9 protein-coding genes are annotated in these 17,520 nt (G+C 64.4%); all 9 read right to left on the bottom strand.

Translation table 11 applies throughout. The features are described 5' to 3' along the window. Window positions 1-516: 516 nt before the first annotated feature. Window positions 517-2,160, bottom strand: a complete 1,644-nt coding sequence (locus QP939_RS19400; protein ID WP_285458196.1) for a caspase family protein — start codon at window positions 2,158-2,160, stop codon at window positions 517-519. 3 nt (window positions 2,161-2,163) lie between these two features. After that, window positions 2,164-3,285: an effector-associated constant component EACC1 gene (locus QP939_RS19395; RefSeq protein WP_285458195.1), complete on the bottom strand. Its 1,122-nt coding sequence runs from the start codon at window positions 3,283-3,285 to the stop codon at window positions 2,164-2,166. Beyond that, window positions 3,282-3,704 carry a hypothetical protein gene (locus QP939_RS19390; RefSeq protein WP_285458193.1) on the bottom strand — a complete coding sequence of 141 codons (423 nt, stop codon included), beginning with the start codon at window positions 3,702-3,704 and terminating at the stop codon, window positions 3,282-3,284. Before QP939_RS19390 ends, QP939_RS19395 begins: the two co-directional genes overlap by 4 nt. A gap of 144 nt (window positions 3,705-3,848) precedes the next feature. Then, window positions 3,849-4,028, bottom strand: coding sequence for a hypothetical protein (locus QP939_RS19385; protein ID WP_285458191.1), 180 nt, complete (start codon window positions 4,026-4,028; stop codon window positions 3,849-3,851). A gap of 1,316 nt (window positions 4,029-5,344) precedes the next feature. Then, window positions 5,345-7,180, bottom strand: coding sequence for a DUF1998 domain-containing protein (gene drmB, locus QP939_RS19380; protein ID WP_285458190.1), 1,836 nt, complete (start codon window positions 7,178-7,180; stop codon window positions 5,345-5,347). A gap of 10 nt (window positions 7,181-7,190) precedes the next feature. Then, window positions 7,191-10,418: a helicase-related protein gene (locus QP939_RS19375; protein ID WP_285458189.1), complete on the bottom strand. Its 3,228-nt coding sequence runs from the start codon at window positions 10,416-10,418 to the stop codon at window positions 7,191-7,193. Further along, the gene (locus QP939_RS19370) at window positions 10,415-12,301 is read right to left on the bottom strand and encodes a UvrD-helicase domain-containing protein (RefSeq protein ID WP_285458188.1); all 1,887 of its coding nucleotides are present in this window, start codon (window positions 12,299-12,301) and stop codon (window positions 10,415-10,417) included. The genes QP939_RS19375 and QP939_RS19370 overlap by 4 nt, the downstream gene beginning before the upstream one ends. Next, a complete protein-coding gene (locus QP939_RS19365) occupies window positions 12,301-15,963 on the bottom strand; it encodes a DEAD/DEAH box helicase (protein WP_285458187.1) in 3,663 nt (1,220 codons plus the stop codon). The genes QP939_RS19370 and QP939_RS19365 overlap by 1 nt, the downstream gene beginning before the upstream one ends. After that, the gene (locus QP939_RS19360; RefSeq protein WP_285458186.1) at window positions 15,933-17,114 is read right to left on the bottom strand and encodes a sacsin N-terminal ATP-binding-like domain-containing protein; all 1,182 of its coding nucleotides are present in this window, start codon (window positions 17,112-17,114) and stop codon (window positions 15,933-15,935) included. The genes QP939_RS19365 and QP939_RS19360 overlap by 31 nt, the downstream gene beginning before the upstream one ends. Window positions 17,115-17,520 lie beyond the last annotated feature (406 nt).

Raw genomic sequence — 17,520 nt, 5'->3', positions numbered from 1 at the left:
CGGAGTATCAGGGAACCGGTGGATGCTGTGCGCCGCAGCGTCCACCGGACACGAAACCCCGCCGAGCGGACGGTCCCGGGTTTGGCGATTCATGATCCAGTCGCCCGGCGAGCCCCGCCCCACGCGGTGTCGGACGACGGGACGCATAACCGCGCCGATGCAGCCAGAGACGCCGATCCGGCACGTAACGCGATGCCGAAGAGCACGATCCCATTCGGCTCGTTGGGCGTGGAAGTCGGGGACGAAGTAGGCCTCGGTTCGCGTGATGCTCGCCGAGGTCTTCTAACGGATGGGCGCCGCGCGACCGGCGTGCCATTGGAAGTCCTGTGCTCCGAGTAGGTCATCTTGCCCAGGACTGGAGCCGGAATGGCACTGGCCGACGAGCTGACCCAAGCGGACACAGCCGTTCACGCGGATGCCGACACTCCGCTTCCGGCTGGTCGGGGCGTCGCCGAACTCGATTGCGCCCAGTGAGTGCCGGACATCGATGCACCTCCTAGGGCTGGCTCGTTGACCTTAGTCGGGAATGTGATCGACTTCGCTGCGGTCGATCCCGAAGGAGTGCCCGGTCAGCAGTGCCACCACCGGCGCGGCCGTGCTGACGACGGTGAGGGTGTTGATCCGCGTTCCGGACCGGAACTCGGGGTACCAGGAGCCTCGCGGCGCGTCGGCGAGTTCACCGTCGCGTGGCGTGATCACGAGCGAGCCCGAGGAGAACTCGTGGCGTCCCTCAACGTAGTGGAAGTCGCCTGCCGCGGCGTCGTTGTACGAGAGCAGAAACGTCTGGTAGTGGCCGGGGTTGCCGAAGTAGAACGACTCGGTGTAGCCGATGCGATTGGCCCCGATGATGAGACGCACCCCTTCTGGAGTTTCGTCGACGCTCCCGAAGGTCGCCTGTGCCAGGTCGACATCCAGCAGGTCCGCCGTAAGTGGGCCCGTCCTGACGGGAAACTTCGAGTGCCGCATCGTGATCGAGAAGGCATCAACCGGCTTGTGCGTGCCGGCCGCTGTGACGATGACGATCATGTCTTCGGTGCGATACACGCGATACATCCGCTCGGGCAGGTCGTCCCGGAGCAGCCCCTCCAGCAGCGGCGCCCCCAGCGCACTGTCGAGATAGTTCAGCGGCCGCCCGCACGCCATCTTGTTCAGCACTTGAATTTCGTCCGGCATAGATCCACGCTGCTGAACCGACACACCCGATACGCTGTGAAAAGCGGCCAACGCCGCTGTTGCGCTGTTCGCCACCATACGGCTGTCATCGTCGGAAAGGATCGTCAATGCCTCGCGCGCGGCCTGGGCGGACGCTCTTTCCTCCTTGATCAGCCCGACCAGGGTTTCGACGCCTGCCTCGCGGTCCCGCGGCAGCGAGGCCCGCAAGACGCGGGCGACCTCGGGGGGAAACTCCGCGTAACGGTCGGCCGCCCAGGCGACGTTGCGGGCGAGCGCGACGTCGTCGACGGTCCCACCGCTGCCACGGTGGGGTTTGGGCAGTCCACGCGCGTTCAGGGCCCTGAGGAGGTGGCCGTAGATCTGCCCGAGGGTGAGCAGTTCAGGGCCGTCAGACCGGCCTGCATCGAGAAGACTCAGCAGTTCCCCGGTGAAGGATGTGTGGCGCGCGCCGACCGGAGCGTTGGACAGTTCGTTGGCGGCGGAGGACGTGAGCGTAAACCTCCCGGGCATGTCGATCTGGCCGAAGACGACCGATCCGGGCTCGGCCATTGCCTCGACGGCCCGCCCGGAGAAACAGCAGTCGAGAATCAGGACGTGATGCTTGGCCGGGCTGCGGCGGAAGATCCTGTTGATCGTGGCGAGCGGCATCGCCGAAAATTCGGTGTGTGAGACATCGGTGGAGGACAGCCCGAGGTGGAGTGCTCCATCATCGTCGAGAAGTCCGTGCCCGGCGTAGTAAATGAACAATGTGTCTTCGGCGAGGTTCGCGATTTTCGACATCGCCACACCGAGCTCACTCGCGTTCGCCGGCTCGAGGTACTGGATACAATTACCCGGCGCGAAGAGCCCGCTCCCCGGCCGCGTCAGCACTTCGGCGAGATCGGTGACGTTGCCCTTGACGCCGGGAAGATCCGGTAGGACGGCATCCTGGTAGTGAGAAGTGCCGATGAGGATCACCCAGGAGCGTTCAGGATCGGGCTGCAGCACCGGCTACCTGCCTTGCTCGGCGAGAGCGTTCTTGATCACGGACTCGGCGTCACTCGTCCACTGGCCTGTCACCGTCACCGGGCGGCCTCGGCCCTCCGTGGTGGCAATTTCCACGGTTATGACCGAACGTCGCCGCTGAAGCCAGATCGCCATCGACCGCGCCAGCACCGCGGCCGCGCCCACACCGAGCGCCACAACGAGGGCGTCCGAGGGCTTCCCCATCGCTCCGGGTACCGGCGCCGCATCGGCCAGGGTGAGCCGTCCGCGTAGTTCTTCTTCGGCCGACAACCACCGCATCAGGTCCCGGAGCTCATCTTGCCCGGCGTGGGAGACAATGCGGATCATGGCCTGGGGCGGGTCCGGGCGGACCGGTGACGCCGAGGGGCCCAGCATCCGGAGCCACGCCGTAGTCGCCGTTTCCTTCACCTTCACCGGAATCCTGCGGTACGCCTCGGGCACGGCGGCGCTCTCCGGTAACACGACCTCGCGGTAGAAACTGTCGGAAATCGTCAGGGCCAGCTCCGCACCGGCAGCCTGCTGTTCGACCTTTACCTGTGACGCCTCGAGCAGCCGGAAGGTGAAGTTCACCGAACGGTCGCCCTCGTCCCGCACGTCGCCCGCGTGCAACGCCATGCGCAGTCGTATCCGGAGCTCATCGACGTAATCGGCGTTGTACCGGCGCATCTCGGCCAGCAGACGGTCGGGAAGCTGCGCAGCGAGATCCGCCTTCGGCATCTCCGGCGGCAGGAGGATCATCGCACCGTCGCCGGTGTCTTCGACGAAAGCTTCGTCCCACGGAATGCCCGCCCCCGCGAAGGCCGAACCGAGCATCGTCCAGAAGCCTTTGTGCATGGTGGTCAAGCCGGCAACGGTTCGCGCCCGATCGTTGTATCCGACGATGCTGACCGCCACGATCGTGCGCAGCACAGGAAGACCGGGCCCCTCATGACGCCGTATCGCGACGGCGTTGTCAGCCGGCTCTTTCCGAAGGGCAGCGCGCGGGCGGATGAGGGCGGCGAGGCGGTCGGGGTAACTGCCCGGTTCGCCGGGCGCCTGCCGGAAAGCCGGGGTGCGGCGGGACAACACCGCGACGACCTGGGTGAAAAACGTGCCGGGACGCATCATCGCTCCTGGTTCTCTGCCGGGTGACGCACCGCCGGCGGAAGCGGCAGTGGCGCGCCGTCCAGCTGGGCGGGCGGCGCACAGCCGGCCGCATCCGGAACGCCCGGTGCATCGGCCGGTTTCGCCGGGATCGGCAGGAGGGCGGTGAGGTGCCCCACCATCACCGGCGCAGCGACGCCAATGGCCACCGCGGCGAGCGGCCCGGCCACCTGGCCCGACGCTGCCGTGGCGGCGGCGAGGATCCCGCCGATCAGCATCCGGATCGTCTCCGCGACCGCGTATGCAGCAGGCCCCGCGGTGGGTTCTTCGCCGGTAACGCGCCAGGGCCACGCGCCCTTCTGACGCACCGCAACGTAGAGCTCGAGGCCCTCGACGATGAACCCGCCGGCCAAGCCCCACAACCCCGCGTGTACCCAGTTCACGCCCGTTAGCCTAAAGGGCTCAACTCCATGATCGCCATCACGGATAGTGGCAACTGTCGCACACAGTGGCGAGTCACGAGGACCGGGCCGGTTCGACCGATGCGGCATCTAAATCCTTTGTCGGCTTCAACGGCCTGCCTGGCGTCAACGCTCGTTCGCGCGGGCATCAGCTCGCCTGGGTACGCCGTTCCGGACGGCGTACACCACCTCGACGACGGTGAGGACCTCGTTGCGCGGGATACCGTCAGCCTCTGCGGCGTCCAGGATCCGCTGCGCGGCCGAGTCCGCCGGTGCGCAGCCGCCGTCGGCGCCGACGGGGGCCACGTGTCACGACGCCTGGCACGCCCAGATCGGCGACTGAACCCGGCGGCCCCGCTCACTTCCTGGGCGGGGCCGTTTGGTCGTTCGTCGAGTACGCTCCCCGCGCAGGCGAAAGGAAGGCGAAACATGACCTGGCTAAGCTGGGATTGGGGAAATGTTCCATCGTGGTTCTCCGCGGCATCGTTCTCCATAGCAGCCGGCGCCTTCTTGCGCGACAGGGGTATCAGAAGGCGGCAACAAGTCGACCAAGTTAGCGCATGGGGCGCGGGATTTTCTTCCCACGACGAAGAAGATGACCCCCTCTTCCGCGGCTACTATGTCGTCGCCAACATCCAGGTCAAGAACTCAGGACCTCTAGCCGTTCACGTGTCCAACATTTCCTACCAAATCTCAGCCTACTGGGCAGATCACGACGAAGGCGCATTATTAGGCACGTACAAAACTGACCCTGTGGTCGTTGAGGGCCAAGCTGACGGGACCACGGTTCCACCTGGCGCCACTCTTCGCGCGTACGACATGAAGACTCACGACATCCTGAGAAGTCGCCCCGCTCCCGGAGCAGTAGTCGGCATGGGGGTGCCGGGTACGGCAATCTTAGTTACGCAGTACATGGTGATTGACAGTCACGGAGTCGGGTGGCTCGTACGCCCCACCAGCGGTAGACCGCCAAAGCGGTTGCGTCGCTATCGACGTAGGAGGTGACTCCACTCAAGTGCTCGCGCTAGCGCTTGTCGAACGCGAAAGAGCACGCGCGAGGCACCTCAAGCCCCGTCGGGCGGACCGCCCTCGTGCCGGAGCCGCTTCGGTGGCTCCTCGCGCTCCTCGACCTCGGCGTTCCGGCCCAGCGGGCCGCGCGGCGCTCGACACCGGAACTGATCGTGTACCGGCACCGACACACCCTTCCAGCCTGTGCTGTACGACACACTTGAGGCGCCGTCGCGTGACCCATTTCGTGACCCGAAACCGTGCTCAACCGTGTGACTTGTGGGGTCACGAAGGACAACCGTGCGGCTATAGTGGCTGGTAGAGGCCTTGGACGGCACTGTCACCCACTCTCCTAAAGCGGGTGTCGCAGGTTCGATTCCTGCCGGGGGCACAACCCATGATGATCTTGAATCTTCGACACTGCGCCTACGTCAGCTCTCCGAAGCAGCTGAGTCAGGACTGACGGTCGAGCGTTCGCCACCCGACGTTCGACCGACAGAACCAGCGAGCGGGCAAATCCACGGCGCTGCTGCCAATCAGCCACGGACTCGCGGGCCTCACTTTGCGCTGCGGCGCCGGCGGCAGGGCGCGCCCGCACGCGCCCTGCCAGTCCGTCAAACCATCTCCGGAAAGAAGGCCAGGTCAGCCCCCGAGGAATCGCCGACCAGCAGGCCTCTGTCCAAAAAGCAGTTGTTGTTTTCGCAACTGGTTTCGGGCAGCAGCACGCACGCGTGGCATGCCGCAAGATTCACACCGTCTACTCCACTACTCTTCGAATCCATGCACAACGGGTCGTTGGAGCACCAACAAGCTCGCGACAGCCCGCTCGCCAAGGTACGTGCGAGACGTTCGGGTTCTCCTTGTGCAACGAGCCCGCCCAAGCTACCCGCCGAGTCGCTGGTCGCCGTGTAGATCAGGATCCCGGACATCTCCGGACCGGCATAGATCCTCTCGCGCAATGAGGAGGCCGGGTAGCCACCATCCAGGCTCCACTCGTCGATCAACACGTGCGCGAGGGTGTGGAGCAACACACGCCGAGGCGTGATGGGTGATGTCACGTCGTGGACGGACTTCTGCGGGTCCAATGCCGCTCGCTCCCGAAGGACATCGAGGTGGTTCTCACGGATAACCGAAACCCGGTCACGAACGTCCTGGCCGTTCTCCCAGCGTCGGATTTTTTCTTCGTCCAAGCGAAGGAAGACCCCCTCTCCGACCACTTCGATGGCAGGCAACCACCCCAGAGCAGCACTGCTCAGTGGAGCGTGGCGCGCTTCGGCACCGTCCTCCTCGGGCGGAGTGCCGCGAGTGAAAGCCGCCAAAGCACGAACCTCGCGGAGCCGCTTGACGAGCATGACATCGGCAACCGCGAAATGGCCCAGAGGATCGAGACTTCCTTCTGGAGGCTCGCAGACAAACGACTGCAGACGATCGTCGAGCCGCTCGCGACTTCCCGTCACCAGGCTTCGGTACTCCTGGGCACGGAGGGAGGCCGGCGAGACGACCTCGACCTCTTCTTGTTCGCGAGCGCGCGCCGTCCTGAGCTCGGCAACCACCCGGAACACATCCTCGGGCATCACACCCGCCTGGCGCAACTTCGCCCGGTTGCTCCGGCAAAACCATCCGATGGTCTCGTCGGACGCGTCGGCCAGTTTCTCCCGGTCGACGAGGGCATGAACCCCCTCACTGAACGGCGGAATGGAAAGAGCACTGCTCATTACCGGGTTCCACACCGAAGAAGAACCTCGCTGCATGGTCCTCGGAGGTCGATCGCAGGACGCCTGCTCACCATTCTGCAGCCACGGAGATCGTCCCGAGCAGCGAATGCCCAAGTCGCGCAGAGTCTTGCGGCGGAAGGCACCTTCCATCGACGCCGTTTCGCCGCAGCCGCACTCGACGACGACCGAACGCAGAGAGGCCGAGGATCCCGCCGCCTGGAGTTTGAGAGATCCCCTGCAGACACCCGAATTCGGACCTTTGCCCCGATGTACCCACTTCCGATAAGGGAACTCTTCGATATGTCCCCCGTCGCACGCGAGCACGAATCGGGACGGCACCAACAGTTCGTCACAGTCTCCGCAGACTGCCTTCGTCCCCGCCGTGTTGAACTCGCGATACGTCTGCAGCACCCGACAGCTCGGACAGGAGTAGAACTCGGGAAAGCGCCGAACACGCGCACCATCCCGGGCCTTGTCCTCCTCCGGCGCCGGCGGAAGACGGAAAGAGTCGACACCGAGGAGCTGAGCAAGTCGACGCTCGTGGATTTCCGGTGCCTCAGAGACGTCCCACGAGTCGAGACCGGCGACGATGAACGACTCGTTGTCGATCGCGATGAGAGAGCCGACCCCGTAGGTCGTTACTAGCTGCGACCTCCGAACGAAGCCGAGCCTGCGCAGAACTCTCGGACGCGGCTTTCCCGTTCCGCCTCGGCGGGCGGCGCCCGTGTAACCCATCTCGTCACTCCTACCGGTTGTTGTCGAGGAAAAGGGCGGACTCGGCGTCGACATCCCGCAAACTCCACAAGGTGGGTTGACCATCTCCCTCGTCTGATTCTTCGGCGTCGAATCCGCTGAGCAAGGCTGGACTCCGCGTGTTTCTCCTCGATTCGTACACGAGTTCGGGGTGGTCGTGGGCCATACTGCGCCACCACTCCACGAACGCGTCGATCTGCTCCGCGACTGTCTCGACGTCCTCACCGCCAATGCGGCCTACGCGGTTCAGGATCGCCGTGCGCACGGTCGCATCGACTTCGTCGACGAACTTCTCGATCCGGCTCGCGTCGCCGTTCCCGGCGAGCCCGGGCACCAGAAGTCGGGCCAACGCGACCACCACGGCGTGCAGGCCGCGATCGCGTGCCCGGGCGGAGAACGGTGTGACGCTGGTCGACTCGACCTCGCGGTAGAGCTCCGAATGGAACGTGGGAAAGTTCTCGTAATGAGAGCGGTCCCTCGACCGCATCGAGTTCAACATCACCGCGACCAAGCCCGGATGACGCCTGCCGACCCGACTTGTCGCCTGGATGTACTCCGCAGTCGTCTGTGGTTGCCCCATCACGGCCATCAACCCGAGCCGATCGATGTCCACTCCGACGGAGATCATGTTCGTCGCCAGCAGAACGTCGAGTACATCGTCCTCGGGGAGGCCTCGCTCGATCATCTTCAGCAGCGCGGGAATCCTGGTGGAATCCGCTCTGCTGCTGAGCTCTTCGGGGGAGACGTCACCTCGCTTGCCAGATCCGTCCCGGTCGGCAAGTGCCTCCAACCGTCCCTGAACGTCATCACGGACCTGGAGTTCAGCAGCGGACAGCAACCTGAGGCTGTTGAAGTACCCGACAAGCGTCCAATAGGGGTCGAGTACCTCGGGCGGAGCTCCTGCCTCCTCGGCACCCGCGGCCTCGTGGAGCAACGCCGCGTACGTACGTACGAGGAGCGTGGTCTGGCTGGTGCTCGAGGTCATCAAGCCGAGATAGCGGCGCGAAGCCTTGTCCGTCCGAGGTGTTTCGACCGCGAACCAAGAGTCACGCGCATCCAGGCCGGCGGGCGGGAACTGACTGACCCGACGATCGAAGAGGGCAGTGACCTGGTCCGATGCACGCCTGATCGTCGCTGTCGACGCTACGACCTTCGGTCGGTCCGCGAGCAAATCGACCGCGGTCTCATACAGCCCGGTCAAGGTGCCCAGCGGCCCCGAGATGAGATGCAGCTCGTCCTGGACGATCAGCTCGGGCGGCCGCCGTCCGTCGAGGTCACGGTTGAACAGGGCACCGGTGACCGGGCGCCAAGGCAGCGAAGCGAACTTGTCCACCGTTGCGATAACGAGCGTGGGGTGCCATTCGTAGACGGCTTGATCGACGACGTGCACCGGCAGACCCGGTGCCGCATGGAAGTGACATGCAACATCGCGACAACGCACAACCATGCGCTTCTCGGCCATGACAACCTCGTAATCGTCAGCCGTAAGCACACCTCCGCACCACGGGCAAATTCGGAGCTGGACCGGGTTCTTTTTGTCCAGTTGCTTCGCGGAGTTTCCTTGGAGCTGTTCCAGCGACTCTTCCGCGCTCTTCAGGTCATTGGGCGTGGCGGAAAGTCCGACCCACATGCCGATCGATATCGGCGTTGCCCCCAGGCGCTCGGGGTCACGGAATCGAATGAACTCCATCGCACAGACCAGGGATGCCGCCCGTTCAAACTGCTGGAGGGTCAGCAGGCGAAGCGTGTACCGCATCAGCACGGTCACCCCGTCTCCTTCACTGCCGTCACGTAGACGACGAAGGAACACCGTGAACGCGATCAAGCCCAGATACGCCTCAGTCTTGCCACCCCCGGTCGGAAACCACAAGAGGTCTGCCACGGCACGATCATCGTGATCCGGATCCACAATCCCCGCGAGGCACTGCAGCATGAAAGCGACCTGGAACGGACGCCAACGCGCGGATGCCAGTTCCGGCTCACCCTGCCGACCGTCCCTGATCCACTGAGTTCGGGCTCGCTGCTCGGCCATGGCCCGGTTCGCGAGCCGGAACGCTTCCACGACATCCGGCTTCGACTCGTCTGCCAGCAGCGTCAAGCCCTCATGCATGCGAGCGAGCGCGCGCCGGCAATGCCCGATCTGCTTGCGCGCCGCATCGACGTGGTCTCCATCGACAAGGTTGTCGATGTCCGACTCTCGAGCGTCGATCCATGCGGCGTAACCGTCGAGAACTCTTCGAAGTCCGTCTGCGATGTCCTCTGCCGAAGCAGCACCCAGGCCACCCATGTCGAGCGCCTTGTCGTCGATTTCCGTGTTGGAGTCGGTAAGCAAAACCTCGTGCGTGGGAATGAACTCCGTCCGTACACTTGCCACTGCACCGCGGGGAATCTCCTCATACAGGGCCGGAGGTTGCCATTCCCAGGCGACCGAGCAGCCGTGCCCGGTCGCGAACGACGGCGCGTGCCGATGCAGAAGCCTGCTCAGAGCCTGCGCCTCGTCCACGGCACCTCGAAGCACAGGGCGCTCGACGAACGGAAAGGCCCCATCGGGACCGGCGGCTTCCAGGCCCGTCTGGAAGAAGCAGTACGCGTCCTGCAGGTCGTACTCGCCGCAAGTCAAGCCGTTCACCAGTGTCACGGTCACCGTGACCACGCCGTCGACAGCCGATCGCACAAGGGCGCGAAGCTGAAGTCCTTCACAAACATCGATCGTGCGTTTGGCTGCACTGCTCAGGTCGAGTTCCACGACGTCGCACTCGACGGGCGCTCGCCGCCACAGCTCGCGTTGGCCGTTCGTACTTCTGGCTTCCGTACGCTCAGCCTTCACGGGGTTTCCCGCAGTGTCCTCCGGGATGTACCGCGCTCCGCTGATGACTACGAAGATGCTCCGACAGAGCTGCGTATCGACCGAGAAGGTCATCCCCATCGAAGATGGTCTGCGTTGGTTCGACAAGGCGACACCGATGTCTGCGTCATCGAACCCGACGTCTTTGGTTCCGGAAAGCTCGGGCACCGGATCGGCGCCATCCTCCTCGACGAACGGCGACACCTCGGCCTGTTTGCGTTGCGGGAACAGGACACCGATCGGATATGCCGTGATCGGGGCATCCGCGGTCAGGACCTCGCGCTCACCACCGTGCGGTCCGAGAAGATCCGCACGCAACGCTGTCCGCAGCCTGCTGCGGAGACTGTAATGCTCATCTCGAAGTGTCGTTTTCACGATTCGACCGATCCTCCCAAGTTTTCACCTTCCGCGCGCCACCGGATCCGGCCGAGGCCACCGAGCCGCGGTACCAGCCACATGTCGCTGTCCACCAGACCGACCTGAGCGCCGACCCCGGTACCACCGACGACTGTCTCGAGTGCATCGACGCGCACGCCTTCGATCGAAACGGGCCAGACATCCCGATTTTTCCCACCGATCAATCGTCGAAGATCCCGCCGGAATTCCTGCGAAGCGTCTCCGACACGGACACCGTCGTGGAATAAGCCGTATTCCGGTGTTTCGTCTCCGGCCATCGCCAGGTCATGCAACTTCCGGAACTCCACCGAGTCGCCTTTGCACACGTGGTCGCGGAGGTACCGCTGGACAACTGCCGAATCTGCATCGCCGGCGGCCGGCGGCCTCACCTGCGCAACATCGAAGTCGAGGATCTCCACCCCGGTGCATTGACCCACGCGATAGGAGAGGTACCAACGCTCGACTCGCGAAGGAAGACTTCGCGCCTTCCGATACATCCGAGTCCTCGGCGCTCCGAGGCGATAGAGATCGAATCGAGGTCTGGTCATTGCGACATACAACAGCCTCGCGGACGCCTGGATGTCTTCGTCCGGATCTTTCCGGGTTGCGTTGTCGGCTTCGACGACGAGCACACGGTCGAACTCTGTTCCCTTTGCTCGATGAACGGTCGAGACGGTCAATCGATGCTTTGGTGCCGCGGTCAAGTCGTCGGGAAGACGTCCCTCCGCCACGGTCCCGTGCAGGACGGACAAGTCAAGCCTGTTACTGGGCGCGCCGGCGACGCGTCGCAAAGAGCGCCAGGCGAATATCGGTGGCCGGGGCACCGAGGGATGGAAGTTCTCGACAGCGGCCGCAAAGCGGCTCTCGGAGATCTTGCCGGTCGAAACTTGTTCAAAGAGGGCGGCGACCCAGGGCGGTGCTGCACGTTCTCGAACGCCTCGCTTGACTCGATGCGGAACGGAGTACTCGTCGAGCTGGCGCGACAACGCCAGCACTTGAGCGTTGTTCTGGCACAGAACTCCGGTGCTGCCGTCGAAATCACGCAAGGACTCGCGGACGAAGCCGTCCTCCAGAGAACCGAATGACGGAACTCCTGCCAGGAGGCCGAACAGGTCCTCGAGCAGTTCTGCAGCTTCGTCGTCGGTCCGCATCCGTTGGAGTCGCGGTCCCACGGGCAGCGCAATCCTCGCCTCAGCCGTGCGCGCGCGGAAGTTTTCATCAAGGGTGCACTCGACCAGGTCGTCGAGGAAAGTACCGCGGAGCCAGTCGAAGAACCGGCCTGTCTCGCCGGCGCGCTCCACCGGGTCGGCGACTTGGAAGCCGTAGATCGACTGCGCTACGTCTCCCACCACCGTGAAACCGGCGTCTCTGAACCGGTCGAGCAGGGCCTCGACGAGGTCACGGCGGACACCGACCAGATCTTGGACCTCGTCCACGACGACGTGTCGAGGCTCGCCGCGTTCGGATTCGTCGACCACTCCGCGATCGATCGCCTCAGTCGCCATGGCAATCCGCCGGTCATATCCGATTCCGGTCAGGTCTTGTCGCCGGGGGTCTTCCTCGTACAGCACTGAAGTCGCCCAGCTGTCGAACGTCTGGGCACGGACACGGCGCGCGGCGGCTCCCACCCGATCCAGTCGCTCGGCGACCTCACGTACCGCGGCGCGTGAAAAGCTCAGTACGAGTATATCCGCAGCCTGAAGGTCTTCCTCTTGTATCAGGTGCTCGAGCCGGTGAATGAGTGTGGTCGTCTTCCCTGCGCCCGCTCCCGCCGCCACCAGAGCCTTCGCGTCCCAGGGCAGCTCCACGACGGCTTGCTGGGCCGTGGTCAGAACGACGTCACACTTTTCCGTCGTCGTCATCACCGGCGCACCTGCCACAGGTGTTCGAAGTCCGTGAAGGCCAAAGACTCGGAGAAGTTCGTGATGTTGTCACGAACGTCCAGGATCAGGCATCCGTCTTCACCGCCGTTGAGCCTGCCCCGCAGTCCGCGACCGATCATCTGCTGATAGCTGTTGGCGCTGTAAACAGGCCGCGCGATGACCACTGCTCGAGTGGCAGGCGCGTCAAACCCCTGGGAGAGGACTCCATAGTTCGTGATGACCCGGACGCGCCCGGCACGGAAATCGTCGATCTTTCGGCGCCGATCCGGCAGAGGCGTCGATGAGTCGATCGCTGCTGCACGGATACCGCGGTCTTCGAGCTTGGCGGCGAGGAACTTGGCGTGGTGGACGGACGTGGCGAATACCAGGATCGGCCAATCCCCAGGCATGGAAGAGATCTCGTCCAGGAGGATCTTGTTCCGCACCTGGTCCTCGGAAAGCCGCTGCTCGGCGGCCTTGGGGAGGAAGTTCATCGGACCATCGCCCCTGAGAACGGCCACCTCGTCCGGCCTGAGCTGGAGGTCCGCGCCGGGCAGTTCCCGGTGTTCCACCGTGGACAGCACACCGAGCTCCTGCAGCGCGGGGATGGCCTCCCCGGCGAAGATGTCCTCGTCCAGGCGCCTGTTTCCGAACCGTGCCACGAGCCTCTCAGTCGTCGTTTCGTTGTTGCGGAACGGCGTCGCAGTGAGCCCGATCAGGTGCCTGGCGGTCTCGCGATGTGTCAGCCCGAGCTTCTCGAGTATAGCCGTGTAGCTCTTGGAGATGGCCACATGCGCCTCGTCGACCAAGACCAATGACGCCTCGCGGAGCCATGCGTACTGATCTTCCCCGAGGACCGAGCTCAGTTTGGCGTCCGTGGCGACCACCAGGTGCGGCCGGTCGGTGACCGGCGTCGTCGAATTGTTGTGCCAAAGGCGGTCGATAACCAACTCCGACTTGGGACCGACCTTCTCCCAGACGAACTTCCAGGACTGGACGGCCTGTTCGCAGAGTTCACCGGTCTGCGCGACCCACAGGATCGGCCCCGCGGGGGTACCGCAATCACCAATCCACCTGATCACTCCCTCGGCCGCGACTCGGGTCTTGCCCGCTCCGGTCGGCAGGCTGAGCATCGCCCGTCGGGGGGTCGGGGATCGCAACAAGGCGGCGATCCGGGCCGCGATGGTCTCCTGGTAATCGTGCAGCCGAGGGAATTCCACCGGTCCCGCCGCCCGGACACGCGCAGGGGGAGCCGGTATCCGCGCACCGGCGAACGAGTCCGGCAAGTCCAGGGAGGTGACGAAGCGCAACGCGGTTTGTTCCCCGTCGAACCTCGCCGGGGCAGTCGGAATTCTCGCCTGAAGGTCCTTCTGGTGAACACGCAGGATGCCGTCACCGTGGGCGTTGTAAGCCATCTCGGCCACTCGCAGGCTATCTGGCTCCTGCCCTGTCTCGATCAATTCGCTCTGCAGCAGTCCAGCTGGTAGCCCGGCACGAAGATCTTCCTCGTCGATGAGCAATGAGATCTTCTCGGCGACGGTCTTCGCGTGCCGAACAGCGTCCAGCTGCGCTTTCAGCTGGAGGTCCTCTTGCTGCCGACGGTGCGCTTCGAGCAGAACTCGACAGCCATCGACACCCAGCTTCCAGCCGAACTCCGCATCGATCAACGAAAGGACGACGTCATGAGCCTCATCCTCCGCAACGAGCGCCGTTGTCCGGTCGTGCAGAGCGCTTCGCAGCGGCGTCGTACGAGTGCCGTTCGGAGTGTGGACAACCTCATCCAGTTCCGCGCATCGCTGCAGGAACAAACCGTTGACCCGGGATCCGAACCTCTGGCGGAGCGGAGGATACTCGTCGACCACTGCGACGGGCGGCCCAGCGGGTACCGACCGAACCCGCTTCGAAATCACGTCCGGCACTCGCCTCATGCCCCAGTCGACGATCATCGCCTCGGCTTCGTCGCGGTCCTCGACGCGGTCGATGAGAAGGGCAGGATGGCTTTCCTTCACCAGATCGTCCAGCTCCTCTCGGCTGAACGCGATGGCGATCTCCTCGTCGGGACGGAGTTCCCACCGGTCCCCGACTCGGCAGCGGGTCTTGTCCTCGTCCCTCAACAGACCGCAGTCTGCCCTGACCAGGAGCGCGTACGTGCGACCGATGAAATCGTCGTCCTCGCTGTGTTTCACCTGCTCGAGCAGCTCAGCCCACTGCGCGTCACGTACCTGCTCAATCGCGGTGGGCATCTTCAGCCGCGCGGCCTTCCGCGGGCTGATCTCCGCGACGGGCAAGACGTCCCGGTAGGCCGACAGCTCCGGCGAGACCGCTTCGCGGATCGGGACTACGCCCTTCGAAGTCGCCACCCAACCATGCTTTCCCAGCAGCCAACGGATCGGCGACTTGACTGCGACACGGGTTGCCGCCGACTTCCCGATCTGCCGGGTCCAGTGTTCGGTCAGCCCTTCGTCAGGCATCGCTGCCAGGAACGCAGCTCGCCCTTCGGGAGACAGATCGAGGAAGATCGACATCGGCCCGGCGATCGGGCCACCCTCCACCTTCACGGTCCTCGGGGTCGGCCGATGGTCCGTCGCCTTCAACTTACCGACGTAGTCCTCGTACACCGCTCGGTGGTATCCGTCGAACCACCGTTCGCTCTCGGGGCGGTGACCACGAACCGGCACATCGAGAACACCGAAATCGAGCAGAACACTGCGGTCGTCGGCGTGGAAGCGCGGGTCGATCGCGATTTCGGAGTCACGCGAACCGTCGCCGGGGACGACAGCACCGACGAGCATGCACTCTCCGATCGGCCGCCAACCGCCTGCAAGGGTCCGAACTTTGAGGGTGGCTTCGACCGACGTCATCGCCTTGCAGATCGCCGGCACTTGCGATGCGCGACCTGCCGTACGCATGAGCTCCCAGAATCGCGTCCAGGATTCGTCGGAGTAGGTCCCGAAACCTCCTTGGTCCAGGACGCTCCGGAAACGTCCCTCGGCGTCGGCATCACGGATACCGAGCTGGTCCAGGACACGTTGGAGTGACACGTCCTCGGCGAGCCGCGGGTGAACGTAGACCAGATCGTCGCGAAGTCCGTCCTCCACGGACCGACGGAAGACGCGGCCAGCCACAGGGCACACGAACCCGTGCTGCTCGGTGAGGACGATCTTCGCGCGCCGAGCCTCCTCGGCGGCTGCCTGATCGTGGATCAGCTCCTTCTCCAGAAGCGAGGCCAGCACCTTCAGTGCGACTGCCGACCCCGCCGGTGTCCCGTCGGCCACCAGGGCTTCCAACCACTCTCGGATTGACGAAGCCTGGAGTCCGGCGGCGTCGAGGATGTGAGACACCTTTCCACGTCGCTCACGTGTAGCTTCGACGGAATGGTGGACCCAGTTTCGAGGCCTGCCTGGGTGACTTCGCCACACCTCCAACGTGACGGCTTCGACCTTCTCCGGATGGACGTGCAGGTCCGCCGGACGTCGGAGGATGCCGTCCTGATCCGGCAACGAAGGTCGGACAGCTGCCTCCTGCCAGACCCGTCCGGTCAGGTAGCTGCATGCCCAGTTCGGCGACTCCTTGGTACGGCCGGGCAGCAGCGGCAGGTACGCACCGGGGTCGTCATTGACGACGAGCTCCTTCAGTGAGCTGACGACGAGGTCGGCGGCCACGCGCAAGAGCCGTTGTTGAACGGACTCTGCAGCAGGTTCTGCCGGTCTTCGTTCGTCTTCCAGGAGGCGTTCAGAACCCCGCTGAGCGTCGTGGGGTAGGTGGTGGGGAAGTAAGCCCAGAAGGCCCCCCGATCGTTGGGCACGGTGTACAGCGTCTGCCCATGGGCGTTCGTCGTGACCCGGTAGTCTGGCACAGCCCAGGAAACGTCGATCGTCACCCTGTCATGCAGCTCACCGGCGCCTCGCCGGACCTCGTCATCGACCGTGTGCGGGCGCGAAAAGATGCGGTGCTGCTCGGTGACGGCTTTGGCACCGCTTCGAACCTCCCTGATGGTGCGCTCGTCCCCCTGTGATAGGACGGTGATCTCCCGCCGCACCAACGGCATCCGGCGCCGGTCCTCCAGGACGACGGCGCCCACGTGCGACGAGAAGACCTGGAAAAGATGCGGGAACTCCCGAATCGGCAAGTCCCCGGCCCTGCTCCGGATGGATTGCTGGATGTCGTGGCCCAGACCTTCGCCCGTACCCGGCAGCAATGGCAGACGCACCACCGTGACCGCCCAACCGAGCAGCTCGTCGAGCACCGGATCGAGTCGACGCTCGGCAGCGATGTCCAGCGGCTTCGCCAGCCTCAGCACGGGCGTGTTCTCGAGCGCGGCCAGCGGAGGCAAGCGCCTTCGTCGTCGACCGTCGTTCACTGCGGCGAGAATCTGCTCGCCCGCCCAGTCCGCGTCGAAGCCGAAGGATCCGGAGCTACTGAAGAACTGCGGAGTTCTCGTTACCGACAGCACCGACTTCACGCCGACGCCGAACCGCCCGATCTGACCACCACGCTTACGTGAGACACCCATGCGAAGGATGGTCTCCGCGCCCTCGGGAGTGATAGGTCTCCCTTCGTTCGCGCAGTACAGATGCTCGTCAGCCAGCACGACCTGGATTCGGCCCGCGGAGTCTTCAGGCTCGCGCATCTCGTCGGCCGCGTTCTGCACGAGTTCGAAGATCTGACGGTCGCCATAACCTCCCTGGTGGATCCGACGCTCTCCGTTGGCGTCCTCTTCGACACGGCCCTCGCTGAGTGAGTAGGTACTCAACGCAAGCTCAGTGAGCTCGGCGACCTTCCCGAGGACTGCTCCATCCGACGTTTCCACCATCGATCGATTCGCTCCCAGCGATGGCATCTGCGGCATTTCGAAGAGCGGTCGCCATCCGAGACCGGTCTCCGGAGACATCAGGTGAGCAAGCAACTGTCGAAACGCTGCGTCTCTCGACGTCAGCGGCAACGAAACGGGTGTTGCATGAAGCTCGGTTGTACTGGTACTCGCGCAAGCGGGCTCGGCTTCGACTGCGGACCACAACCGTTTCCCGACACTCCGACGACCCCGAGTTCGATCTCACACCCGATGAGATCGAACTTCCTACGATCGTTGAGGTCGCCCACCGGCCCGACGGTGTTACGACCCGAGCTGCAACCCGACGACGTCAAGAGTAATTTGACAGACTTGTCGTTGTCAAACATCGGCTGATACGCTGTTGACAGCGAGCACTGAGCAGCGGAAA

This window comes from Amycolatopsis nalaikhensis (genome assembly GCF_030264295.1).
Taxonomy (GTDB): domain Bacteria; phylum Actinomycetota; class Actinomycetes; order Mycobacteriales; family Pseudonocardiaceae; genus Amycolatopsis; species Amycolatopsis nalaikhensis.
The sequence above is the reverse complement of the archived record's forward strand: the minus strand, read 5'-3'. Positions and strand labels throughout refer to the sequence as shown.